Below are 22,909 nucleotides of genomic sequence, written 5' to 3'. Positions count from 1 at the left end.
CGACCTAACGGCGCCTTACCGGACGTATGCGTGCGCCTCTTTCTGCCTCATGGAGCGGGTCAGAGCGGTCATCGAGATCGGTACGTCCTGGATGTCCTGTGCGCGCTTCTGCGCGGTAACGACCAGCTCCTCGACGCCGATCCCCTCGTGGCGAGACTTCGTCGGCTTCACGACCTCGATACCGGCGTGCGGCTCGTCGAAGCTACGCGGCTCGTCCGCCGGGATGGCGGTCCGTTCACGCCTCTTCGTCCGCGGTGTAATCCGGCGCCCCGTCCTGCTCCTCGTGGTAGCTCTCACTCTCCTGCGCGCAAGCGTGGGACCCGCTCGCGAGCGCGATTACCAGAGCGAAGGAGAGAGTTCGGAGACGGCCAAGCATTCCCGCTCCTATCCGTTTCGTTCTCTGCGGTCGAATCGACATCAGAGTCACCTACTTCAGCTCGATCTCGATGGCCTGAGTGGGCTCGCTCACGGTGAACTTCGCGTCCTCCCAGTCGGGCGGGCCCATGAGGGCTCGGGCGTCGTTCGAGAACCCGTACCCCTCTTCGGGGCCGGTCCAGCCGATGTCGAGTTCGCCGTTCCCGTTCTCGTCGTGGAAGATCTTGATCCCGTACTCACCGTAAGCAAGATCCTCGAAGGTCGTCTCGACCTTGTTCCCGACCGGCTTGATCTTCGCGACGCGAAACCCCTCGTCGTCGGACTCGTAATCGGCTTGGGAGTTCGCGAGCTGGATGAGCGCTTCGCCGTCGTCCGAGTCGAAGCCGGTGGCGACGAGCGTCAGCGTGCTCGTCTGCGCGTCCTCCGCCACGGCGAGTGTCGCGAATGCCAGCCCACACGTAAGGCCCAACCCCAAGATCAGCGCACGTTGCGAAGCCATGTTTCCCCCTTGTCTCTTTTAATAGAACCGATAGCGCAGCGTCGCGCCGTACTTGCGCGGCGGACCGTTGATGCCGGTGTACCCGCTGATGATCCGGATATCGAGGCCCACGACGTTATACCCCTCGTTGAACAGGTTCATCGTCCAGAGCGTGAGCTCCCAGTGATCATGCGGATAGCCGAAATGAAGCCCCTTTTTGGCTCCAAGCCGACCTAACGGCACCTTATCGGACGGCTGAGTCGGGATCTTCGGGGTCGATTTGTAAGAGACACTTCCGGCACGTTTGCTCGCCTACGCTGCGATGTACGTCAAGGAACTGACCGAGGGCAGAGGCGACACCGGCATGCGCGCGGGCATCATCAAGGTGGCCACCGGGCAGCCGGCCATAAGCGATTACGAGCACATGCTGCTGTTGGCCGCCGCCGCGGCGTCGGTCGAGACCGGCGCGCCCATAACCACCCACACCGACACCGGCGTGCTGGGCGACCAGCAGCAGCGCATACTGACCGAAGCCGGCGTGCCCGCGCACCGTATCATCATCGGCCACAGCTGCGGGTCGGACGACTTCGGTTACCACATGGGGCTGGTAGAAGGCGGCAGCTACCTAGGGTTTGACCGCTTCGGCATCGCCGTTCTGCAAACCGCCGGCGGAGGCTTCTCGGGGACGTCGGGAGTTGACGGGTAGAAGGGGCCTGGGTCAAAAAAGGCCTTGATGTCGGCTACCGTCCTCTCTCAAGACAAAGAAGATTTCACGGTCGCGGATAGCCGACATGAAGCCCCTTTTTTTGGCTCCAATCCGACCGAACGGCGCCTTACCGGACTTATGCGTGCGCCTCTATCTGCCTCATGGAGCTCTATCACCGCTCGGCACGGTTGGGCTCGCCGCGTTGCTCCTGCTCGCGGGCACCATGCTGGTTCTCAGGAAGCGAGGCGAGCTGGGCTGAGGGCGGCACCCTTCTCCGGGCCGTCGTGCGCCCGCTCATTCACGCAGTCGTAGGACCCTGTCCTGTCCGAAAACTTGGCCGCCCCGATTTTCGAGCCGTTCTGGGGAGGCATGAGCGTTCGGAAGGACCAGGATTCGGCCGGAGCCGTCGACGGTTGCGCGAGCCGAGCATGCCGGTCCATCCTTCTCGCCGATGACCAGCGCCGTCGTCTCGCGGCCAAGGGGAAGCTCCTCGGAACGAAGCTGCTGCAGGAGTGCGCGGGTCTGGTGACGCCAGGCACGATCCTCCGCTGGTACAGGAAGCTGGTCGCCAGGAAATACGACGGCAGCGCACGGCGCGGGCCGGGCCGACCTGCGAAGCCGCCGGAGACTGCGGCACTCGTGGTCCAGCTTGCCCGTGACAATCCCGGTTGGGGCTACACCCGCCTACGCGACGTCATGCGCAGCCTGGGACACGAGATCGGTCGGACCACGGTCGCCGCGATCCTAACCGACCACGGCATCGAGCCTGCGCCTGAGCGATGTAAGAAGACGTCGTGGAAGACGTTCCTGAAGGGGCACTGGGGGGTCCTTGCAGCCATGGACTTCTTCACCGTCGAGGTCGTGACGCTCGGCGGGCTGGTTCGATACTCGGTCCTTTTCGTAATCGAGCTGAGTACGCGCAAGGTTTATATCGCAGGCATCGCCTGCCGGCCCAATGAAGCGTGGATGAGGAACATGGCGCGGCACCTCACCGATGGCTTCGACGGGTTCCTGCTCGGCAAATGTTACCTGATTCTCGACCGCGATCCCCTGTTCACCAAGGGCTTCCGCAACATCCTGCGCGACAGCGGCGTGGAACCGTTGAGGCTGCCTGCCAGAAGTCCGAACTTGAACGCCTACGCCGAACGGTTCGTGCTCTCGATCAAATTCGAGTGTTCCAACAAGATGGTTCCACTGGGCGAGCGGCATCTACGGCACGCTGTCAGGGAGTACGTCGAGCACTGCCATCGCGAGCGTCACCATCAGGGACTGGACAGCGCGGTGATCATTCCTGAAGAGCCGGGGAGGTGTGACGGGCCCATCCGGCGACACGAGCGGCTCGGTGGAATCCTGAACCACTACTATCGAGAAGCGGCATGAGAACGCGGGCCGAGTTTTCGGACAGGACGGGATCCTCCAGGAGTTTCTGGACTAGTTTTCGGTTGCGCCCTGTTTTTGCAACTCGTCGATAGGGTCGCCTGCGATGAAGCGTGCAGCAAGCCTGTCGGCGTCAAACTCCACGCCGATCGGGTTTTGCGCAAAGACATCGCTGGACATGAACTCCTGCGCTTGTCGCTCGGTTTCGAAGTTGTCCACTTGCAACTCGATCCGATTCCCATCGGGGTCGGCGTAGTACAAGGAGGTCGTCGGTCCATGGTTGATCGACCAGACGGGAACGATGCCAAGTTCTTTCAGCCGCAGGTAGCTCCCGAGCAGAGCTCCCAAAGAGGAAAACGTATAGGCGACATGGTCGAGCCCGGCCGCACCCGGAGGCGCCTTGTCGGTCACCGGTGTGACCACCAGAGCGATCCTATGATGTTCGGCATCGTAAGTCAGAAAAGCGATGAAGGGAGCTTCGTGGACGACGTACATCCCGAGAAGCCTTTCGTAAAAGGCGATCGAAGCTTTCAGGTCGGTGACACGGAGGACAAAGTGGGCAAAGTTGGCGGGTTTCGCGAGGGTCGTACTGTCCATATTTCGGCTCATACCAGTATACTTAGCTGCCGTTCCCGGATTCTTCACACCTGCGGGCTTGCTTGCGGCGAACCTTGGCGCACTTGCTCGGGGAGCAGTATTTTCCGCTTCAGTTGAGGTCACCGAGGGTGACGTGCACGGGAATCGAACTCATCCTCGGTATCCCCGTGTAGGGCTCCTGATAGTCCAGATCCGCACTGGCCAGTGCACCCGTATGGTTGCCCATCGAGTATTCCTGCGGCTCGGAGGGGTCCGATCCGGCCTTCAGTCTGTCGAGATCGATCCCGTAGGCGTGGCTCATGGAAACCACGCCCTCGCGGAGTTCGTTCGACTCCTGCACGACCGCGTGAATGGTGGCGCGGCGCGACGAGATCGAGACGATCTTGCCATTGTCGGCACCGATTTTCTTCATATCCGCCGGGTGCATGAAGAGTGGATTATGAGGGCGCTCCCGGACCAAATCAGCCTGATCGCGACCCAGAGAGTTCAGGGTATGTTTCTGCCTTCGGCTCAAAAGCCGGAACGGGAATTCTTCATCGCCGGGGACGGCTCCCTGTTGGAGAGCTTCGTCGAGTTGCTCCATCATGATCGGGTTGCCGAGCTCCAGATACGAGGTGCAGTCTGGATCTCGCTGCAAAACGACCGCGTCGGGGTCCTCATAGAGGCGTCCGGCCTCGTGCTTGCGAACCTCAGACAGCGGGATGCGCGATCCTTCGGTGAGCATCTCGAAAAAATCGTCTGTCGTCGGCTTGTTTTCCATATCGAGGGAAACAAACCGTCCTTCGGGGTCACCGGGGTCTCGCAGCAGGCCAAAGTAGACCTGCAGGGGCAGCTTCATCTCTCGTGCGAGGTAGTAGAACAATTCCCAATCCTCGAGAAGCTCGGAGCCTTCGGGCGGGTCGACCAGAGCCTCGCGGTAGGCAGCATAGGGGACTGGATAGCCCCAGCCCGGCGAGTGGGTTTCGAGTTCTTCGAAGTCGTAGCTCAGCGCCGGGATCTCTGGAACCAGTTTGGGTGGGATGACGTAGTCCGCATAGCGCGCCGTCTGATTCATCTTCGGGTCGAGAACAACAAGCAGGTCCAGTTTTTCCAGAGCGGCGCGCGTCTTGATCTGATCGGGCCAGGCCGTGAGAGGATTGCCTCCGAGACAGAACAGGGCACGAATCTGTCCGTCGCCCTCGAGCAGGATCTCGTCAGCAAGCGCACCTGTTGGCAATCCGCAGGCGGTGTTGGAGAGCCCGCGGACCCGCAGGGCGGGCGGAAAGCCCCAGGCAACGGGCATGGGTTCCAGCGGTTGCGCGCGTCGCGGTCCTTTGGGCACGAGCACGCCGGGGTTCGGGACCCGGTCTCCTTGCTTGGCACGAAAGCCACAAAGCGTAATCAGGCAAGCCAGAAGATACTCGGCGAGCGTTCCCCGCGGCGACATATTGGACCCGGTGCCGGCGCTGGCTCCACCGGTCTTGGCTTCGGCGAAGATCCGCGTGGCCTCGCGCAGTTGATCCGCAGGAATGTCCGCGCGTTTCTCCACAAACTCCGGCGTAAATGGTTCGACGTGTTGGCGCAGTTCTTCCAGATTTTTGCCGTTCTCGGCAACGAAGTCCTTGTCTTCGAGGCCTTCCGAGAGAACGAGGCGAACCATGCCGGCCAGGATAATTGCATCCTCGCCGGGGACCGGTTGCAGGTGGATCCGGGCTTTCTGTGCAGTTTCGCTGCGTCTGGGATCAATCACGATCAGTTTGATGCCGCGTTTGACCGCCCGGTGCAGGTGCCAGTTGGGATTGATCGTGGGGACGCCGCCAAGGCCCGAGACCGCGGGGTTGGTGCCAATGAACAACCATGTTTCCGCCTCGGCAAAGGCAGTACCGCCTGCGTGCCATTTTCCGTGCAGGGCACGTGCCAGAAGTTTTCCGGGTTGGTCGATCGAACCGCAGCTGAAGGACATCGGGGAACCCAGTGCATTCATGAACGCACCGGATACCATGCCTCCGGGAGGGGCCAGCGCATAGGTGCCCGAGTAGAGGGCCACAGAGGCGGGGCCGTGCTTGTCGACGATTTCGCTCAGTCGCCCGGCAATACCGGCAACGGCTGTTTGCGGTGAGACGGATTGGAATTCTCCGTTCGAGTCTTTTTGCAGAGGACGAAGAATTCGGTTGGGTCCATAGAGATGCCCCGTGATATCGCGGCCACGCCTGCACGAGTATCCATGAGATGCTGGATCATCAGAATCGCCAATCAAACTCTTGACGCGTCCGTTTTCGATTTCCATGAAGACACCGCATGAGATCATGCAGGTCCGACAAATTGCGCGTGTTTGTTCTTTACCTTTGGAATTTTTCATAGTTGCTCGCGGGTTGGAAAATCTCGATCGCCAACATCCATCACCCGCATGCAGAGTGTCAAGCATTGGAGCTGTCGATGGGGTCTGGCCGTCGGTTCAGTCCCGCGGCATTATGGCGTCCCAGATCCCGCGACAATAGACAGAGGGGTGATCTTTCGCCGGCAGCACTTTGGTGCTCAATCTCCCGGATTGCTGCCGATTCAAGCCGCTGCGGATAGCCGACAGGAAGCACCTTTTTGGCTTTTTGACGAAATGTCGGAGGCTTACCGACGTTGGCGTGCGCCCTCCTATGCCTCGTGCGAACGTTCGAACAAAAGCACTCGAGATTTACTGGTGCTCGCGCTTGTCCGAGACCGTTGTGATCGGTACAGACTCGCAGCGCGTTTGCGCGCGTGAGCGAAGAAGCGAAGTCGAACTAGCCCGACATGCGGCACTGGACGGTTCGCCTCTCGGACGCAAGGAGGACGCAGGCCGTGACTCCGAGGCATTCCCAGATGAAGCATGGTTCCGGCGTGTGGATGAAATGACAAAGATTGGTCGGAGGCAGACATGCCGGCTTGGGTGAAAGAGGAACGTATGAGGTTCAAGAGAATCGGACTTCGGGCGGCTTTTGCAGTTGCCGGCATCATCGCTCTGGGCGGCCTCGTCCAGGCGCAGGGGGAACGGGAATCCGGCCTCCAGATCACGCCGGACGTACAGCGCGTGCTCGTCAGCAAAGACGTCTCCACCGAGCGTTGGGCGATTACCCGCAACCTCGACGACCTTACCGTGACGGGCAATGTTTTCTTCCCGACCGGTGGAGATCCTCTTTTCGTCTTCTGTCAGCAGGCCGGCACGCGGGGGGCGGACCTGCTGCTGTCCTGCGCTTCGGCCGATGTTTGCATCGCGGCGCCGTGCGGGGCCGATCAGTGGGTTCCGCTGGCGGACGTCGAACTTCCCGAGTCGTTCTTCCTGCCGCCCGAAGCCGTCGAGGCAGCACAACTCGAGGCCGCCATGGACGCCGTGATGGCTGAAGTCGTCGAAGCCGCCGGCGGGTTGGAGGCTGCCGCTCAGGCCACGCGCGAGTCCGGGCTACAGTTCACACCGGACGACGCGCGGACCCTCATCAGCAAGGACGTCGGCGCGGAGCGTTGGGCCATCACGCGCAATCTCGTCGATGGCTCCGTCACCGGCAATGTGTTCTTCCCATCCGGGGGCCCGCCGGTCTTCATCTACTGCGAGGAGACCGCGCAGAACGGCACGGACCTCGATTTCGATTGCTACAGCTCGAACCTCTGCTCGGCCGCGCCTTGCCCGGGGGAGCAGTGGGAGCTGCTGGCTTCGGTGACGTTGCCCGAGTCGTTCTTTTTGCCAGATGAGGCCCCCGTCGTCTGCTTCGACCCATCGCTGGTCGACGGCGGTCGGGTCTGCCCTAACAACTTCGACCCGGTTTGCGGTTGCGACGGGGAGACCTACTCGAACTCGTGCGTGGCGGAAGCCGAGGGCATCACGAACTGGCAGCCGGGCTCCTGTTCGGAGCCGGTGTGCTTCGACCCATCGCTGGTCGACGGCGGTCGGGTCTGCCCTAACAACTTCGACCCGGTTTGCGGTTGCGACGGGGAAACCTACTCGAACTCGTGCGTGGCGGAAGCCGAGGGCATCACGAACTGGCAGCCGGGGGGTTGCCCCGCGTTCTGATCGAGAATCGGAAACCGCTCGGCGGTGGTGTCGCGGCGGCTTGCCCCCGAGAACTGGACCTCGCGCCAGGCTCAGTCGGTGGCGGCGAACCCGCGACCCGGGAAAATCGGTCGGTCATGTTTCTCCAGGAGTCGTCGACGCGAACTCCCAAAGCCCGATACGTTCTCTATGTGGCAAACGAGAGGCGAAACTTTTGTTTTTCCTATCCGCCACGATCTGTCCCCCAACTTCGACGCTCAAGAGAAGTCCTCATCCCGGAGTCGACGACGAGCGGCAAGTCGTATTCCTGATTTTCGGGCCGCGCCATCGTATCGCGCAGATGGGTAAGGGCGTAGGCGGAAATCTCCTGGGCGAGGCGGTCGACCAAGCTAGCGGGCGCGGCAGTGCCTGGGGGCGGATAGCCGACAGGAAGCACCCTTTTCTTTCTTTGACGACATGACGGCGCCGTATCGGACGTTGGGAGTTCTGGGGCTCGCTCCGAGCATGTTAGGTCGCTTTCCCGTGACGCCTGCGCTTCTCGAGTGGGTCGGCCCGCGGTGACGAAGACGACAAAAACCCATCGCGGCCTGGCTTCCCGGGCCCTCTGGATGTCTCTCGTTCTTCCGGCGATCGCCATGTGCTGGCGGGTGTTCGTCTCGGGGACCCATCCCGCCGAAATGCTTCACGGAAGCGGCGAGGTTTCCGCGCGGCTCCTGATCGCTTCCATGACGATCGCGCTGCTCCGGATGCTGTTTCCCCGCGCGCTTTGGCTTTCGTGGCTGCGCCGTCACCGCCGTGCCCTCGGCCTCGCGGTCCGAGGCATATGCTGTTTTCCCCGCAGCCGGCCCCCCCGCGCACGGTGGCGTAGTTGGCCACGAGTATTCATTCCGTCATTTCGTTTCTGCTTCCGGAAGCGTCCCTGCATCGGTGTCCTGATTGCTCAGACCACGAACCCGCCTATTGCCACGGGTGGATGGCCTCAATCGACGCGGAATCGCACGTTCAGTCGGCCCGGAGGGGCGCAGTACCAATCGGGCAGGCAGGTCAGCTTGAGGTCGGTGACATGACGACGAGGACGAGCAACAGCGTGGCGAAGGTGCGCATTAGTCCTTCTCCCTCGATGCTGGGGGAGGTTCACTGAGGATGGAAGGTCGCACGAAGAAAAAAAGGGAGCTCAGGATCCCTCGTGTCGCGTTGGGTTGATATGGATGGAGTCTTGTGAGCAGCGTGTCTTGAACAAACGTTCGTGCGACCCGGGTCTTGCTTCACTGACTTGTCATTGGCGATCACAGAAGCCCGAGCACGCCGGACTGAAAGGCTAGATTGGATATGACGCTCCCGCAGCTCAGCTCCTCGTTCCGGAGCCGACGTGTTCTCCGTTCGGTGCTCGCGCTCAACCTCGTTGTCGCCATAGGTTGCGGCGGTGGTGATGGCCCCGGTCCGGCTCCTGGACCGAGCTGCGGTGGTGAAGACGGTGCCATTGAAGTCGCAGCGGATCAGAGCGTCTTGGACGCATGCATCCAGCCAGACCCCTCCAACCCGACACAGTGCGATGTCGACGTGGCTTTTGAGTTGTCCGTCGAAGGTTGCGGGAGGTCCGGTACGCTCAGCAACGCTTTTTCATTAGTCAATGTTCCCTGTGACGAGGCAAGCGAAGGGCTCCAAGAGGCATTTATGTCGACTGTCGGGGATAGGTTGCCGACGGGGGGCCCTTACATGGTCGAGGGCGATGTCGGATTGACCTGCTTCAACGACATGCTCAATGCCTTTGCGACGCCGGATCGCTTCGAACTCGACGGCACGCAGACAATCACGATCAGCGTCGAATAGCAGAAAGACAATGAGGAGAAACCTGACCTAAACGAAATACTTCTGGGCGAACTTCTCGGATGCAGCGACGCCTTTCCGCTCGGTCGAGATTGGCCCGCCCCCTTCCTTTGATCCATCGCACCTGGTTGGAATGCTTCCGGCGCCCCCGTCGACTCCCTCGTTGACGAAGCCCTATCATAGTAGGCGTCCGTAACGATGTGAGTGACGGACCGTAGAGGAAAGCCAACTTCTTGAAGTTGTGTTTCCGATCATCGAGATCGATTGCCTCGAGACACGTGTTCACCCAATTCGGGACATGTTCCGCTTCTTCGCCTCCGGGCGATTCGCACGCACCATCGACTTTTTCCCCACAAGGGTTGGGCTTCCGGATATGGCCGTCGTCACTCGACCGTCTATCTTCGGTACAATCACACGCCGGGTCTGGCGCATTGATGAGCTCGAACGCCTGTCGATAGAGATCGGGGTGAAGCGTCCCGTGCTGGAAGGCGTTCATTTCTTCCTCCAGCCGGTCCCTGACGCCTCGATCCCGGACTCCCCGGCGTGCTTCTTCGCCAATGATGAGCTGGGCGGTCCCTCCAGCCGCAAAGCCGATCGACGTCGGGACCGACGCGGTTGCGCCCGCTATCAAGACGATCGCGGCGAGGATTGCATGGCAGCCGCAACGGATTCGGAATTTCATGAAGGCGCTCCTCTTGTGTTGAAGACCGACCTGAACCGAAGGTGGACTGCCCAACCCCATGCTCCCGGTGACGCGGGACGGCTACGCTTCTCGCGCGATTGCGAAGAACCGACGTCAACGTAGGCGAGGCTCGCTCCTCGTAGCGATGCTTTTGGGGCAGATCATGCTCGCTTTCGTCGTACGATCGTCGGAACGAGGAGTCGTTGCTCTCGGGAACCTGAGAGCACCACACCCATTGCTCGATGTTTCAGTTCTTCTGGATCGCAACGCGCAGGCAACCTTCCGCCGCGGGCGTTTGTTCGGGTTCAGCCCAAGTTGGACCAGTTAGGGGTTTGAAATAAAAGACACTTCCAGCCCAACCGGAAGGAGCACGCGATGGGTAAGGGAGAGAGCGCGGAGAAGGTGGTCCGCGATATTCAGCGCAAGACACGCCGTCGTTTTTCGGCGGAAGAGCGGATAGCCGACATGAAGCCCCTTTTTGGCTCCAAGACGACCTGGCTGCGCCTTGCCGGACGTATGCGTGCGCCTCCTTCTGCCTCATGGACGGATACTGGCTATTTCACCGGCTTTGAGGAAATTAGATAGAAGCTTGGGCCATTTGATCTGGCGGCGGTTCCCATGAGCGCCTACGAACCACGAGTCATGATGCGCCAGTCGCACATGAACCCTGAAGAGGCATTTCAGGCCGCACTGCATTTACGCGCTAAAACCGATCTCGGTATCCATTTTGGCACCTTCGATCTCTCCGACGAGCCTCTGGCGGAACCGCCGCGACGTTTCAGAGATGCGGCCGCGATACTGCGTTTGGCGACACTCGCGCGCGGGTGTCAAGCATTGGGGGACTCGCGAGTTCTGAGTCATTTCGCAGACATCGGAACGATAACTTTTTGAGATCAGATGAATCCAGACTCACGTCACTATGAGCTGCACCCTCGCTGATGATATCCGGGAGAAAGTCGCTGGCGCTTGTATGTATTCATAGACTCACTCTTCGCCGGCCTTGCTAGCTAACTTACCGACACCGATTCCACACCAGCTATGCAGTTAAGTTGACAATGCCCCGCTATACCCCCGGTTTCTGTTTTAGCTAGCGAGATAGCCGGCCCACGACGGCTGCAGGCTGTCAATATACTGAATCAAATAAGTCATAATAGGAAAGATCGAACACGCCGGCATCCTGCTTTCGATGGGTGAAATTCCAGTCGTTGAACCAATCATAGGTCGACCAGAAATTAGCTTGGTTGCGCAGTACTGCATAGCGATCTCGAAATTCGAGGAAATCAGCCATCGATTGCACGTCGCGTAGTTGCTGAACGAAAGCGGGCACTTGCTCAACGTCGATTTCCATAAAGAGGTTAGGGAAGCCACCCACCACGTCCGGATATATGCTCATGGTATACAGGTCGGGAAGTTCCACCCCATTCTGAAAGAGAATCGTATATTGAGTTTCATAAACACGGTTCAGCACCAAGGTATAAAGACGAGATTCTTCCCCCTGTTTGACCTTCATGACGATCATGCTTGGCATGTAGCGCGGAAACTTATAGTCGGTGGTCACGGTCATCGTCGAGATGGCCTCGACCCACTCGTCGAAATTAGAAACCCCCTTCTCAAGAGGGTAAGGCTTCTTGACCCAAGGGTTGAGGTGATCGATGGGCCCAGTAATCGTGGAGCCCATATGAGCTTCAATATTGCTCACTATACCCAAAAGCGGATGGGCGGGATCATTGTTCTTAATTGGAGATGGCTGGTCTTTTGTACCGAAGCTTGTCAGGTGAAGCCCCACATCGCCAACCCCTTTGCTCCAGCTTTCACGGAATTTTCCACGCACGTCTTTAGGTAGAAATAAGAGAAAGTCGTCCTCAAACTCCTGCCGCAAGAAATTAAAGAAGCCTACGGTCTCAAGCTTTCCCGTATCACTTCCCCAGTATTCAAAGTGCGCCACGGTGTCGTAATAGATGCGCTCAAAACCACTGAAGCCCATGACCCACTGGCTCCGCGGAATGCCCCCCTGCCGCCCTGTCATGACCCACGTATTACTTTCATGGCGGAGGATCGTCAGCCAGGCGTTCTTGTTTGTCTTATTTCCGTCCCAAAGTGCATCAATCGTGTAGCCGTCCGGAAAGAGCCGCTCCACCGCCTTCCCATATGCGCTCTCATAGGCTTCATTGCCAATAGGCGAACGGTCCATTAAAGCCTCCCAGTCGCCGAGCCCGAGCTGTGGGTCGAGCACCGATACATCATGATCCGGGTCCATAAAATAAACCCAGAACTGATCCTTAACCGCGTAGGTAGCGACCTGCCCTAGACAGACCGGGCCCGATGTAATGCCGCCCACGATGACAGCCGAATTCTCGATCAGGAAGAGATAGCGAGACTTCGCGGGAATGGCTTCATACATGACGAACGGATTGCCGCCGTCCCAGGGCGCATTAAAGCCTTTAGCCCTGGCCCACTCCCGGTCAAAAAATACCGATTCTAAATGGGCAATATCGTCCTGCCCAAGCTGCCAGACGAAATGAGTTTTCTGCACGGGTCGAGATGTCATCTTCTGAAGTCGATAATAGAAATGGTCCACACCCGCATAGGCCATTGGGTTGTCATAGGGGTGAGGTGTATCAATAACTACGACTTTCGGAGTGGGCTTTCCCGCCGCGACGTCTTTGAGCGTGTTTCCGGCCGTTTTTGAGCGCACCAACTTAAAGACTTCGCCCGGGCTTTCATCCAGCGCAAGAGTCGAGAGGTAGACGTGATCAAAGATGTACCGTGAAACCAGTTGGTGTTGCGCATCGGGCTGATTGAGGAATACCTCCCAACGAGCGACGATATCCGGATTAGACAGAGCCGAGGCCTTTGCAAGGTCCGCTTCAGTGGGTCCAGGCGAACCGGCTGAGACCCACTGTTTAATCTGCTCTAAATGCGACTCATCCAAGGCCGGAAGCCCATAGGGCATACCCTCGGCGGGATTGTCGGTCAGGTGCGACGCAAGGGCGTGGGATGTACTAGGACAGGAATGCTTGTAACGTTGGGCATACGTCGACATCAATGCTTTCCGTGAGAAACCCGGCTGATTGTTCTGCTGCCCCGAGGTCAAAAGCTGTGTAATCATCGATCCCGCTAGATTTTCAATGGCACTGCCCCCCCGCGACACCACAGGGTAAAAACCTTTCTCGCGCCACGCCTTCGTCGTCGCGTGAACGTCCATCCCTGTTCGCGGAACATCATCAAAATGCAGAGAATAGGGGTTCGTCCCGAAGCCTCCTCGCTCGACGCCACGAAAAGAAGAAAGCTTCACATTGCAAGGCGAACCAATGCAGCCGTGACACGCAATACAGCGATTGTTGAAGATCGGTTGGATTTCGCTGGCATAAGTAGCCGATACGCCGGGCGCCGGTTCCGCAACAGCCACCTTCTGAGGAGCATTCGCCCCAGCGACCGAGGATTCATCGCTGCAGCTTAGAGCGAGCGCCGAGAATACCAGCATGACAAAAAAAGAGCCGGATGGCTTTAGGTACTGAGGCATCTTAATGATTCCCTTGTCTAATAGGTCGCCGGTAAAACAATGTGATTACTCTGATTTCAGTAAAGGACGGAGTCGAAGCCGCTTCCAATCTACCCACAGCAAATCTGGAATCACGTCAATAGTACTATTGCCCCCGCCACTTTAGGCTTTAAAAGCCGAGCGGAAAAGTCGCGGATAGCCGACATGAAGCCCCTTTTTGGCCCCAAGGCGACATAACGGCTCCTTATCGGACGTTGGCGTGCGGCTCGTTCTGCCTCATGGACGGCCGCGGATGTGTTCGCCGCCGGACGCCTCGACGTCGTGGGCGGCAGTCACCATTTGCTGGTCATCAAGCTCAGCGGCTCGACCGGTATCGAGCTCTGGCGCCAGGAGCGCGATCCCGCCGTCGGATTTTCTGAAGCGACGGCGATCGCGATCGATTCGGGAGACGACGTGATCGTGGTCGAACGGCTGAGCGGCGACTCGGCGTTGGTCAAATACGACGGTAGTACCGGCACGGAGGTCTGGCGCTATGAAAGCGGGGACGAGGCGGGTGCCTTCCAGGTGGCGATCGACGGGAGTGGCGATGTGTTCGCGGCCGGGCTCGCGGGGGGCGGCATCGCTTCCGATTCCGACTTCGTGATGCTCAAGGTGGACAGAGCTACGGGTGCGGTGTCGTGGCGCCGGGACATCGATGGGTCGGCCGCAGACTACGACGCGGCGTTAGGCCTCGCCGTTGATCCGTCCGGGGACTACATCACCGCAGGATACTTCGGGATCAGGCAAATGGGACCAACCATCCGGTCCAAGCTCGCGGTGGTCAAGCTCGGCGGTCTGATTGGCACAGCCGGTCCCCTGGACGGCGACAAACTCCGGATCGGTGACCCTGGCGACCCGAACCGGCGGAAGGTCACGTTCCGGATTCGCGACGACGATATCAAAGCTCCGCTGCCTGGATCTCCGTCCGACCCGAGCATCGCCGGTGCCACAGTGCGAATCTTCAACCCGATCACCCTCGACGAAGCGAGCCAACACACCCTCGCCGTCTCCGTCGAGTTCGGAGCGTCGGATCGGCAGTGCGCCGAGTTTAGTCTGGATGGCTCGCGTCGTCCGTCGTAGCTACGCCCGGCGCCCTGGGGTCAGTTCGCGCCCTGCGCGAACTCCATCACCTGCTGGAAGGTCGGCCGATTCGTCGAGCGGAAGGTGTCGGGGATCAGGCCCGGCGTGAAGCCGCTCCGGCGACCTTCGCGACGCCACAATGTCGGATCGTCACCGAACTCGGCGGCGAGTTCGGTCACCTTCGTGTCGACCGCGGCCCAGAGGTCGGCGCGACAGCGGTCAATGTCACCAAGACCGCAGTACGAGGTCGAGAAGGGTCCCTGAACCGTTTGGCCGAGCAGGGTGCGCAGGTCCTTGTCGACGATCGACGTCTCGTCGATGCCGCGCAGGCCGATGCCGTCGTCGAAGAGGGGTTGGAAGACGGGTGCGAGGGTGGCGGTCTGCACGGGGCCCCACAGTTGTCCGGCGATCATTGCGCCGGCTTCGTCGTAGTCGCCGTCCTCGTCGGCATCGAGCAGCGGCGCGTCGTCCGCCAGCCATGCGTCGAGGATGTCGATGACCTGGCCGGAGAGGTCCGACGGCGCATCGCTACCGGAGAGCATCTCGGTCACCACCAGCCAGACCAGAGCGCGCGTATCCTCGGTGGCGGCCCGGTTCATGATCGACACCACGTCGGCGAGTTCAGGGGTGTCAGGCCATTGATCGAAATTCTCGACTCGGTGATGTGAGCCGAAGAGCGTGGTGTCGCCGTGCATCCAGCCCGGTGCCGCCTGGTTGTTCCAGTTCAAGAGGCGACCGTTCGGATGTCCGGTCGCATGTGGGTGTTCCGCCTGGCTGAGGAAGCCCGCCCACTCGTACTCGCCGCTGCCGATCGTGGGCAAGCGTCGGTCGAGGCCGCCGGCGCGAACGGGGAGCAGGCCGGAGGCGAAGTAGGCGATGCCGTCGCGGTTGGCGTAGCCCCAGTTGAAGGTGAAGCCGAATTTGTTGGCCGCTTGGAAGAAGGCTTCCGGAGTCTCGGCGTCGCCTTCCGTCATGTCCTTCAGAGCGGCGAGGTTGAATCCGTCGCGGCCGAAGGTCGACCGCTGTCGGGTGAGCGCAACCGGTTCGCCGGACACCGTCGCCGTGCCGATGACGGCACCGTGCACCGAGGTTGGGTAGATGATCGGCGTCCCGCCGATGGTGCCGGCGTCGAAGATCTCGAACGGAATGCACTCGCCATCGTGCAGGTACGATCCCGTGTCGCGAGTGGGTGTCGACCCGCCGGGATCGCACAGCACCTCGACGAATACGTCGCGCACGTCCTGGTTGGCCGACGTGAGGCTCCACGCGTAGTTCTCGCTGCGCCCGATCAGGATGTAGTGCGCCAGGCCGGGAACCGCGGCGCCCTGGGCCTCCCACTCCGGGGTCTTGAGATGAATCTGCATCACGATCCCGGGGTAGTAGTAGCCGAGTTGTGGCCCCATGGCGGCGAGCGTATTGCCGGGCTTCGATCCCTCGGGTGGGACGATCAGCCAGTTCGATGCGTTGCGGCTCGGTGGATCGCCGGCCGCCTCGACGAAGCCGACGTCGCCGAGGCCGAGGCCGGGCGCTGCACCCGGCTGCGGGTCGCGCGGGTCGAGCGAGATGATGGATCCCTCGTCGAGGACGACGGAGCCGGAGACTTCGCCTCCGGTGAACGTGCCGTACGCGAATTCTTCCTCGATGGTCTTGGGTGCCTCCGGGTCGTTCGTCTGCATGAGGTCGTCCCATACGTCCCGACCTTGATCCGCTCCGAGTCGGTTCTGGAGTTGGGAGAGGAACTCCGAGTTTCCTGCTTCGCCGCCACCGCCGGCGCCGAAGATCGAACCGATGAAGGCGGTGGTGGCGATGATGTCGTTGACGGTGAACGGCTCGAGCGCAACATTCGGATTCGCCAAGAGGTACGCGTTGGCGCCGTCGGCGTAGGCCTGCGCATCGGTGATGATCTCTTCACCCTCGGGCAGGGTGGTGCGGATCCGTTCGACCTGGTCGGTCACCATCTGTTCCGCCGCCGCGCTCGGCACGTAGGGGGTGGCGCTGGTGACCAAGGAGAAGGCGTTGACGCCGGGGATGTCGATCACGGCGGCGCGAGCAGGCCCCCGGCCGAAGTTGATGAGCAGCTCGCGGTCTCGGACGGTCACCCAACCCGCGCCGAACGCAACGTCTTCGCGGGTCTCGCCGGTGATGTGAGCGATGCCCCACTCGTCATACGCGAGCGTCAGGCCGCTGCGGCCGGTGTCGATGACGTTGGTTTCGCCGATCGGTGCGAGGTTCTGCGGCAGGAAGAACTCCTCGATGTCGGCATCGGTGACGTTGCCGCGCAGCGGCGTGAGGCCATCGTAGAGCGCGAGTTGGTCGAGGGAGTGCGGACCGACGGGAAGGCCGCCGTAGTTGCCGGGCGGCAGAATGTAGTAGGCGCGGTCCCCGCCGGGTCCACCAGGGTCGATCGGATCTGTTGGTTCGGTCGGGTCAGTCGGTGGGTCGGTCGGTTCGGTTGGTCCGGTGCTGTCGTTGTTCCCGGAGTTCCCGTTGTCGCCGGAGCAGCCGGCGGTGAAGAGAGCGCAAGCAAGTACTGCGGCGAGTACGCGGTTGAGTGATCCTGCTGTCATGGTCCAGTCTCCCTTGGTGGCCCGATGAACTTAGGCTCGGGATCGCAGCTGGGCAACCCGGAATGGCTGAGCGTCCCCCTCAACGATCGCTGGAACCCGAAATTCTAACTGTTTCGAGGCTGCGATCTATGGCAAATGGGTCTTTCGCATCGAGTCACCGCTCTCTTTCGCGGGACGGCGATTCTCGATTGAGTCATGGCACGCCGGACGGTTCGGCGTTTCGTGATCTTGGAATCTCAGGAGGCAGTCTCGTGCGCATAATACTGACGTTGGTGATCGGACTTCTCGCGGGGTTGCCCGCAGACGCGGCCACGCTGTCGCTCGTGGATTCGAAGACCAATGGCGTCGGCGGCGTGTCGGGGCTCGAGGCGCCTCGCCACGTGATCGTCAGCCCCGACGGGGCGCATGTGTACGTCCTTAGCCAGGGGCTCGACAGCACGGTCGTTGTGTTCTCGAGGGACGGGGGAACGGGGGTGCTGTCCTTCGTCGCTAGCTACGTCGAAGGGGTCGCCTTTCCGGTGTCACCGACGCTCGGCGCGCACACCCCCAGTCCGGATGGTTCGCACTACTACATAGATACGTCCGGCAGATCGTTCCGAGGGCGGATCCTCCGGTTCTCCAGAGATGCCGTCAGCGGATAGCCGACATGAAGCCCCTTTTTGGCTCCAAGGCGATATAACGGCTCCTTATCGGACGTTGGCGTGCGACTCGTTCTGCCTCATGGACGGCCCGCCCCGTGGGCATTGACAGCAGCGCAAAAAATTTGAAAAGGCACGGGAATGTCCTCCAAGTTCGTCTCGACACTCCTTGTCGCAATGGCTCTGACAGCAACGGCCTGCGGCCAATCTCCCTCCAATCCGGGCAAGCCAGACGTCACGCTCGCCAATCTGAATCTGGTCCACGGAATCTTCTGCCCCCCCGAAAGCGACAACTGCCGGCTCCCGGATCGGGTCGATCTGATGATGGAGTTCGTCCGCGCGAGCGGGTGCCCCGATGTCATCACCCTGCAGGAGATCTGGCGGCCGAGCCTCGAGTTGATCGAACCGGCGGCGACCGAAGTCTGCCCGTTTCCTTACGAGACGGTTCAGGGTGAACGACTGAACCAGGTCGACGACGAAACGGTGCTCAGTCGCTATCCCCTCGAGAAGACCGAACAACTCGACCTCTTCGGGGACTTCCGCAGAGTCCTACTCACGCGCATCACCCACCCCAGCGGTCCGCTCGATGTCTATTCGACCCATCTCGCTTCGAGCGCGGACGCGGGCAATAGTGCGTGCGTCGAGAACTGCCCGCAGGAATGTCGCGATGCCGGTGTCGACACGGTTCGGGATTGCCAGGCGGTTCAGTTGGTGGATTTCGTCCGGCGCACCCACGACGTGAGTAACGCGGCTCTGGTCACCGGAGACATGAACGCGCGGCCGGGCTCCTTTGTCTACGAGCAGTTTGTCGGGCAGGGCTGGCTCGATACCTACCTGGAGGCCGGAAACCCCGAGTGCAATCCCGACACAGGTATCGGTTGTACCTCGGGACGCGAAGACGAACTCTTGACCGACCTCGAGTCTCCGGAACTCGAAGTTCGCGTGCGGATCGACTTCATCTTCCTGGTACCCGCCACCGCCGGTTCCTCCTGCCAACCCGAGCTTCTACCCGCAAACGACCTCGGCCCGGGAACCCAACTCTGGACCGAAGTCCCCAACCCATTCGTGCCGAACTGCGGCCCTCTGCCCGACGCAATCTGCTGGCCCTCCGACCACACCGGCGTCCAGGTCGCGTACCGCTGTTCCTAAGGAAAAAAATGTCATTCGTACATGCCCTGGCAGTACTTCTGGCGATCAGTTTCGCGGCTTCAAGCTGCGGCGAATCCGCTTCCAACCGAGCCGCCCCCGACGTCACCGCGGCAAACCTGAACCTCCTCCACGGCATCTTTTGCCCCCCCGAAAGCGAGGACTGTCGGCTCGCCGACCGGGTCGACCTGATGATGGAATTCATCCACGCCAGCGGCTGTCTCGATGTCATTACGCTTCAGGAAATCTGGCCGCCGAGTGTGGCGAGCATCGAACGCGCCGCCGCCGAGGTCTGCCCGTTCCCCTACAGGGTAGTCATGGGTTCCAGACTCACACAGGTCGACGACGAACTGGTCCTGTCGCGTCATCCGGTCGAACGAATCGAACAAAAACGCCTGATCGGAGACTTCCGAAGCGTCCTATGGACACGCATCGCACACCCCACCGGACCACTCGACGTCTACTCGACCCACCTCGCCTCTGGTGTGGACGGCGCCAACAACCCATGCGGCGAGAACTGCCCCGCGGCCTGCGTCGAAGCGGGGGCTACCACCATCCGTGAGTGCCAGGCCGTGCAAATGGTGGAGTTCATCGAGCGAACGCACGACGTTCCGGGTGCGGCACTCGTGACCGGAGACATGAACGCAAGACCCGGCTCCTTCGTATATCGACAATTCACGCAGCGGGGCTGGATCGATTCCTATCTGGCAGCCGGCAATCCCGAATGCGATCCCCAAACCGGGATCGGCTGCACCTCGGGCCGCTCCGAGGCCGGGCTCGAATCTCCCGAGCTGGAAGTACGCTCACGCATCGACTTCATTTTTCTCATTCCGGCCGAGCCCGAAGCTTCGTGCAGCCCGACGCTTCTGCCCGCCAACGGCCTCGGCCCCGGAACCCAACTCTGGACGGAGGTCCCCAACCCATTTGCCCCGAGCTGCGGTCCCGAGCCAGAAGCCGTGTGCTGGCCCTCGAACCACACAGGCGTACAAATCGCCTACCGCTGCTCCTGAGCGAAGGAGCTCCGGGAACCGGCTGTCCTCGGACGCGCCAAGATCTATCCGTTCGACCAAAGCCGTGGAAACGACGAGCTAGCCGCGCTCAGACTCGCTGCCATAGTCCGTCGATGATCGAGACCAAAATTCGTCTGGTCGTCGACCTGGTGGCAACCGTGCCGAACGTCGCAACTGAGCAGACGCGATGGCCCGTGCCGGCCCAGCCGCTCGTGCCCTAGGCGACCTCAAAAATCCGGTCGGGGCTTCGCCGGATCGCCCGACGAAGCCCCGACCGCGCATCACGGATCCGTCGTGATCCGGGCGGCGACGGCGATGTCACCGACGCCCAGGACCACACCGATCGCTTCGCCGAAATCCTGACCGAGCAGGAAGAGCGGCACGACGAACGACTTGCTCGTCTGGGTGGTCCAGTTTGCGCACGAGAGATTCGTACCCGCGAGCGACGCAACAAACGGTGACGACGGACACGAGCCGGTGATGAAATTGCCACCCGGACACGACTCCGCATCGTTGATCGTCGCGGTTGCCGTGCCCGTCGCCAGCGCGGTGTTCACGCCATCGATGACGTCCCACGCGGCGTCCGCCGGCCCCGGACACGAGGCCGGCCCCTGAATGATCTTCACGGTGACCGGCGCAATGCCGGCGCCCGCCCCCGAGTCCCCAGCCCCGGAAGGTGCGGTGAACCAGAGATCATCCCACTCGGGCAAAGGCGGCGCCGCAGAAGCGTTGCTGTCTACGACTGCGGTCGAATCGGCGTTCATCCCGCCGTCGCAGTCCACCCAACCGGGACCGTTCGACTCCACCCGGACACAGATCCAGTTGTCGCTGGCGACACTGGGCTGTTGCACGCCGACGACCTGAGCCGCCGCCAACTCGACTTCGGCAACCCCGTTCGCATCCGGGACACCACCGACGAGTTCGAAGTTTGCGCTCGCGCTGAAGTTGCCGCGCGTCATGCTGCAGATCGCCCCGAGCAGGCCACCGGTCGGAAGACCGCGCCCCTTCAGGAACGACCCCGGATCACCATCCGCCGGACAGTTCGCACTCGAACCCGCCGCAACGTTGAAGAACCAGCTCCCGAGCGGGGTGCCGCACTCGCAGCTTCCGCAGACGTCACCCGCCGTGCAGTCATTGTCGTCTTCGCACTCCTCGCCGGCCAATACGTCGACGATGCCGTCGCCGCAAGTCGGGAAGGTGCAGTCGAGTCGACAGCTCGCATCGGGGAGATTCGAGTTCAGCGCGCCGTCGTCGCACTCCTCTCCGGTGTCGAGGATGTCGTCCCCGCAACCGGCGAGCATGCAGTCGGTGCGGCATGTGGCATCGGGAGCGTTCGAGTTCGCGACACCCTCGTCACATTCCTCACCCGCGTCGGGGCTTCCGTTTCCGCAGAGCAACGCACACGAACTCGGCTCGCCGGAGCATCCGTAGCCCGACTCGATGCCACAGCTTTCGTCGCAGCCGTCGCCGGGAGCCGTGCCGCCATCATCACAAGCCTCGGAGCCGCGAATCAGGCCGTCGCCACAGACGGGACCACAGGAACTCGGCTCGCCGGCGCAGGCGTACCCGGCTTCGATGCCGCAGACCGCGTCGCAGCCGTCCCCCGGAGCCGTACCGCCGTCGTCGCACGCTTCCGCGCCGACGATCAGGCCATCGCCGCAGGTCGTATTACAGACACTGGGCACGCCCCCGCAGGTGTAGCCGCTCTCGATGACGCAGGTGTTCGTGCAGCCGTCGCCGTTGTTCGGGTTCCCGTCGTCACAGGCTTCGCCCGCGTCCAGGAGTCCGTTTCCGCAATCTCCCTGACACACACTCGGCTCACCCGAGCAGGAGTATCCAGGCTCAACCTGGCAGGCACCGTCGCAGCCGTCGCCGCCCGCCGTCCCGCCGTCGTCGCAGGTCTCGGTTCCCCGCACGAGGCCGTCGCCACAGATCCCGACACAGTTGCTCGGCAGACCTCCGCAGCTGAAGCCGGTCTCGATCTGGCAGGAGCCGTCGCAACCGTCACCCGGCGTGGTTCCACCGTCGTCACACGCCTCCGTTCCGAAAATCAGTCCATCACCGCAGATGCCGTCGCAGCTCGACGGCTCTCCGACGCAGGAATATCCAACCTCGACGGTGCAGCCGGCCGCGCAACCATCACCCGGTGCCGTGCCTCCGTCGTCACAGGCCTCGGCGCCTCGCAGCAATCCGTCGCCGCAGATCCCGCCGCAGACACTCGGCTCGGACTCGCACGAGAACCCGGTCTCGACGTCGCACGCGGCGTCGCAGCCATCACCCGGGGCCGTGCCCCCGTCGTCGCACGCTTCGGTTCCCAGGATCGAACCGTCGCCGCAGATCCCGTCGCACACCGACGGCTCACCCGCACAGGCGAAGCCGCTCTCGACGTTGCAGGTGTCGTCGCAGCCATCACCGGCTGCCGTGCCGCCATCATCGCAAATCTCGGAACCTAGGATGAGTCCGTCGCCGCAGATCCCATCACACGTGGACGGCTCGCCTGCGCAAACGAACCCGGTCTCGATGGTGCAGCTCGCGCTGCAGCCATCGCCATCCGCAGTGCCGCCGTCATCACATGCTTCCCCGGCATCGACGAGACCGTCGCCGCAGAGCTCGAGCGTACAGTCCGCGCGGCAGCCATCGCCCGACGTCATATTGCCATCGTCGCAGGCCTCGCCCGCATCTTCGATGCCGTCACCACAGACGGCTTCGCAGCTTCCGTTCGAGCTACCGTCATCGAACTGGTCACAATCGAGCACGAGGTCGTCCGCCTCGTTCAGGAAACGACACATCTCGCAGCTCACGCGCGCGTCGATGCAGGCATGCAACGCCGTCGCGCTGGGCGTGCCGCAGCCCGGGAAGGCCTGGTCCAGCGGTATCCCTCCGCTCTCACA

Annotated in this window: 19 protein-coding genes and 1 pseudogene; 11 read left to right on the top strand and 9 right to left on the bottom strand. The window is 61.6% G+C overall.

Features of this window, described 5'->3' with window-relative positions; translation table 11 throughout:
- Positions 1 to 15: 15 nt before the first annotated feature.
- From P8R42_23985 to P8R42_23970, 4 genes are all read right to left on the bottom strand, one after another.
- Complete coding sequence (locus P8R42_23985; GenBank protein ID MDG2307659.1) at positions 16 to 171, bottom strand: hypothetical protein; 156 nt, start codon at positions 169 to 171, stop codon at positions 16 to 18.
- A 64-nt stretch (positions 172 to 235) separates the two neighbouring features.
- Complete coding sequence (locus P8R42_23980; protein MDG2307658.1) at positions 236 to 376, bottom strand: hypothetical protein; 141 nt, start codon at positions 374 to 376, stop codon at positions 236 to 238.
- A gap of 51 nt (positions 377 to 427) precedes the next feature.
- Positions 428 to 874, bottom strand: a complete 447-nt coding sequence (locus P8R42_23975) for a DUF2141 domain-containing protein (GenBank protein ID MDG2307657.1) — start codon at positions 872 to 874, stop codon at positions 428 to 430.
- A gap of 18 nt (positions 875 to 892) precedes the next feature.
- Entirely contained in the window at positions 893 to 1,015 is a 123-nt protein-coding gene (locus tag P8R42_23970; GenBank protein ID MDG2307656.1) for a hypothetical protein, read from the bottom strand.
- 160 nt (positions 1,016 to 1,175) lie between these two features.
- On the opposite strand from P8R42_23970, the gene P8R42_23965 reads away from it, so the two are divergent.
- Positions 1,176 to 1,559, top strand: coding sequence for a hypothetical protein (locus P8R42_23965; protein ID MDG2307655.1), 384 nt, complete (start codon positions 1,176 to 1,178; stop codon positions 1,557 to 1,559).
- Positions 1,560 to 1,928: 369 nt separating this feature from the next.
- Positions 1,929 to 2,939 (top strand): hypothetical protein, encoded by a 1,011-nt coding sequence (locus P8R42_23960; GenBank protein ID MDG2307654.1) that lies wholly within the window; start codon positions 1,929 to 1,931, stop codon positions 2,937 to 2,939.
- A gap of 51 nt (positions 2,940 to 2,990) precedes the next feature.
- Here P8R42_23960 and P8R42_23955 read toward each other — a convergent pair whose 3' ends face one another.
- The gene (locus P8R42_23955; GenBank protein ID MDG2307653.1) at positions 2,991 to 3,533 is read right to left on the bottom strand and encodes a VOC family protein; all 543 of its coding nucleotides are present in this window, start codon (positions 3,531 to 3,533) and stop codon (positions 2,991 to 2,993) included.
- A gap of 109 nt (positions 3,534 to 3,642) precedes the next feature.
- On the bottom strand, positions 3,643 to 5,871 hold the full coding sequence (locus tag P8R42_23950; protein MDG2307652.1) for a molybdopterin-dependent oxidoreductase: 2,229 nt from the start codon (positions 5,869 to 5,871) through the stop codon (positions 3,643 to 3,645).
- 576 nt (positions 5,872 to 6,447) lie between these two features.
- Between P8R42_23950 and P8R42_23945 the strand changes: the two genes are divergently transcribed.
- From P8R42_23945 to P8R42_23925, 5 genes and pseudogenes are all read left to right on the top strand, one after another.
- A complete protein-coding gene (locus P8R42_23945) occupies positions 6,448 to 7,548 on the top strand; it encodes a Kazal-type serine protease inhibitor (protein ID MDG2307651.1) in 1,101 nt (366 codons plus the stop codon).
- 1,653 nt (positions 7,549 to 9,201) lie between these two features.
- Positions 9,202 to 9,357, top strand: coding sequence for a hypothetical protein (locus P8R42_23940; GenBank protein ID MDG2307650.1), 156 nt, complete (start codon positions 9,202 to 9,204; stop codon positions 9,355 to 9,357).
- Positions 9,358 to 9,595: 238 nt separating this feature from the next.
- Entirely contained in the window at positions 9,596 to 10,159 is a 564-nt protein-coding gene (locus tag P8R42_23935) for a hypothetical protein (GenBank protein ID MDG2307649.1), read from the top strand.
- A gap of 252 nt (positions 10,160 to 10,411) precedes the next feature.
- A complete protein-coding gene (locus P8R42_23930; protein ID MDG2307648.1) occupies positions 10,412 to 10,621 on the top strand; it encodes a hypothetical protein in 210 nt (69 codons plus the stop codon).
- 15 nt (positions 10,622 to 10,636) lie between these two features.
- Positions 10,637 to 10,927 (top strand): annotated as a pseudogene (locus P8R42_23925) (MBL fold metallo-hydrolase).
- A 232-nt stretch (positions 10,928 to 11,159) separates the two neighbouring features.
- Here P8R42_23925 and P8R42_23920 read toward each other — a convergent pair.
- Positions 11,160 to 13,559: a fatty acid cis/trans isomerase gene (locus P8R42_23920; GenBank protein ID MDG2307647.1), complete on the bottom strand. Its 2,400-nt coding sequence runs from the start codon at positions 13,557 to 13,559 to the stop codon at positions 11,160 to 11,162.
- A gap of 225 nt (positions 13,560 to 13,784) precedes the next feature.
- Between P8R42_23920 and P8R42_23915 the strand changes: the two genes are divergently transcribed.
- Positions 13,785 to 14,657 (top strand): PQQ-binding-like beta-propeller repeat protein, encoded by an 873-nt coding sequence (locus P8R42_23915; GenBank protein ID MDG2307646.1) that lies wholly within the window; start codon positions 13,785 to 13,787, stop codon positions 14,655 to 14,657.
- 20 nt (positions 14,658 to 14,677) lie between these two features.
- Here P8R42_23915 and P8R42_23910 read toward each other — a convergent pair whose 3' ends face one another.
- Positions 14,678 to 17,224: a penicillin acylase family protein gene (locus P8R42_23910; GenBank protein MDG2307645.1), complete on the bottom strand. Its 2,547-nt coding sequence runs from the start codon at positions 17,222 to 17,224 to the stop codon at positions 14,678 to 14,680.
- A 251-nt stretch (positions 17,225 to 17,475) separates the two neighbouring features.
- Between P8R42_23910 and P8R42_23905 the strand changes: the two genes are divergently transcribed.
- From P8R42_23905 to P8R42_23895, 3 genes are all read left to right on the top strand, one after another.
- On the top strand, positions 17,476 to 17,865 hold the full coding sequence (locus P8R42_23905; protein ID MDG2307644.1) for a beta-propeller fold lactonase family protein: 390 nt from the start codon (positions 17,476 to 17,478) through the stop codon (positions 17,863 to 17,865).
- A 138-nt stretch (positions 17,866 to 18,003) separates the two neighbouring features.
- Positions 18,004 to 19,011: an endonuclease/exonuclease/phosphatase family protein gene (locus P8R42_23900; GenBank protein ID MDG2307643.1), complete on the top strand. Its 1,008-nt coding sequence runs from the start codon at positions 18,004 to 18,006 to the stop codon at positions 19,009 to 19,011.
- A gap of 8 nt (positions 19,012 to 19,019) precedes the next feature.
- On the top strand, positions 19,020 to 20,018 hold the full coding sequence (locus P8R42_23895; protein MDG2307642.1) for an endonuclease/exonuclease/phosphatase family protein: 999 nt from the start codon (positions 19,020 to 19,022) through the stop codon (positions 20,016 to 20,018).
- A gap of 281 nt (positions 20,019 to 20,299) precedes the next feature.
- On the opposite strand, the gene P8R42_23890 is transcribed toward P8R42_23895, so the two are convergent.
- Positions 20,300 to 22,909, bottom strand: a 2,610-nt coding sequence (locus P8R42_23890) for a DUF4215 domain-containing protein (protein MDG2307641.1), incomplete at its 5' end; no start/stop codon positions are given.

The sequence above is a fragment of the Candidatus Binatia bacterium genome (genome assembly GCA_029243485.1).
GTDB lineage: Bacteria > Desulfobacterota > Binatia > UBA12015 > UBA12015 > VGTG01.
Note: the sequence above shows the minus strand (reverse complement) of the source record. Positions and strands in the feature narration are given on the sequence as shown.

Excerpts from the sequence above, each read along its gene's own strand:
- P8R42_23980 (MDG2307658.1), bottom strand. The coding sequence starts at position 376 with ATGCTTGGCCGTCTCCGAACTCTCTCCTTCGCTCTGGTAATCGCGCTC.
- P8R42_23975 (MDG2307657.1), bottom strand. The coding sequence starts at position 874 with ATGGCTTCGCAACGTGCGCTGATCTTGGGGTTGGGCCTTACGTGTGGG.
- P8R42_23970 (MDG2307656.1), bottom strand. The coding sequence starts at position 1,015 with ATGAACCTGTTCAACGAGGGGTATAACGTCGTGGGCCTCGATATCCGG.
- P8R42_23965 (MDG2307655.1), top strand. The coding sequence starts at position 1,176 with ATGTACGTCAAGGAACTGACCGAGGGCAGAGGCGACACCGGCATGCGC.
- P8R42_23960 (MDG2307654.1), top strand. The coding sequence starts at position 1,929 with ATGAGCGTTCGGAAGGACCAGGATTCGGCCGGAGCCGTCGACGGTTGC.
- P8R42_23955 (MDG2307653.1), bottom strand. The coding sequence starts at position 3,533 with ATGGACAGTACGACCCTCGCGAAACCCGCCAACTTTGCCCACTTTGTC.
- P8R42_23950 (MDG2307652.1), bottom strand. The coding sequence starts at position 5,871 with ATGAAAAATTCCAAAGGTAAAGAACAAACACGCGCAATTTGTCGGACC.
- P8R42_23945 (MDG2307651.1), top strand. The coding sequence starts at position 6,448 with ATGAGGTTCAAGAGAATCGGACTTCGGGCGGCTTTTGCAGTTGCCGGC.
- P8R42_23940 (MDG2307650.1), top strand. The coding sequence starts at position 9,202 with ATGTCGACTGTCGGGGATAGGTTGCCGACGGGGGGCCCTTACATGGTC.
- P8R42_23930 (MDG2307648.1), top strand. The coding sequence starts at position 10,412 with ATGGGTAAGGGAGAGAGCGCGGAGAAGGTGGTCCGCGATATTCAGCGC.
- P8R42_23920 (MDG2307647.1), bottom strand. The coding sequence starts at position 13,559 with ATGCCTCAGTACCTAAAGCCATCCGGCTCTTTTTTTGTCATGCTGGTA.
- P8R42_23910 (MDG2307645.1), bottom strand. The coding sequence starts at position 17,224 with ATGACAGCAGGATCACTCAACCGCGTACTCGCCGCAGTACTTGCTTGC.
- P8R42_23900 (MDG2307643.1), top strand. The coding sequence starts at position 18,004 with ATGTCCTCCAAGTTCGTCTCGACACTCCTTGTCGCAATGGCTCTGACA.
- P8R42_23895 (MDG2307642.1), top strand. The coding sequence starts at position 19,020 with ATGTCATTCGTACATGCCCTGGCAGTACTTCTGGCGATCAGTTTCGCG.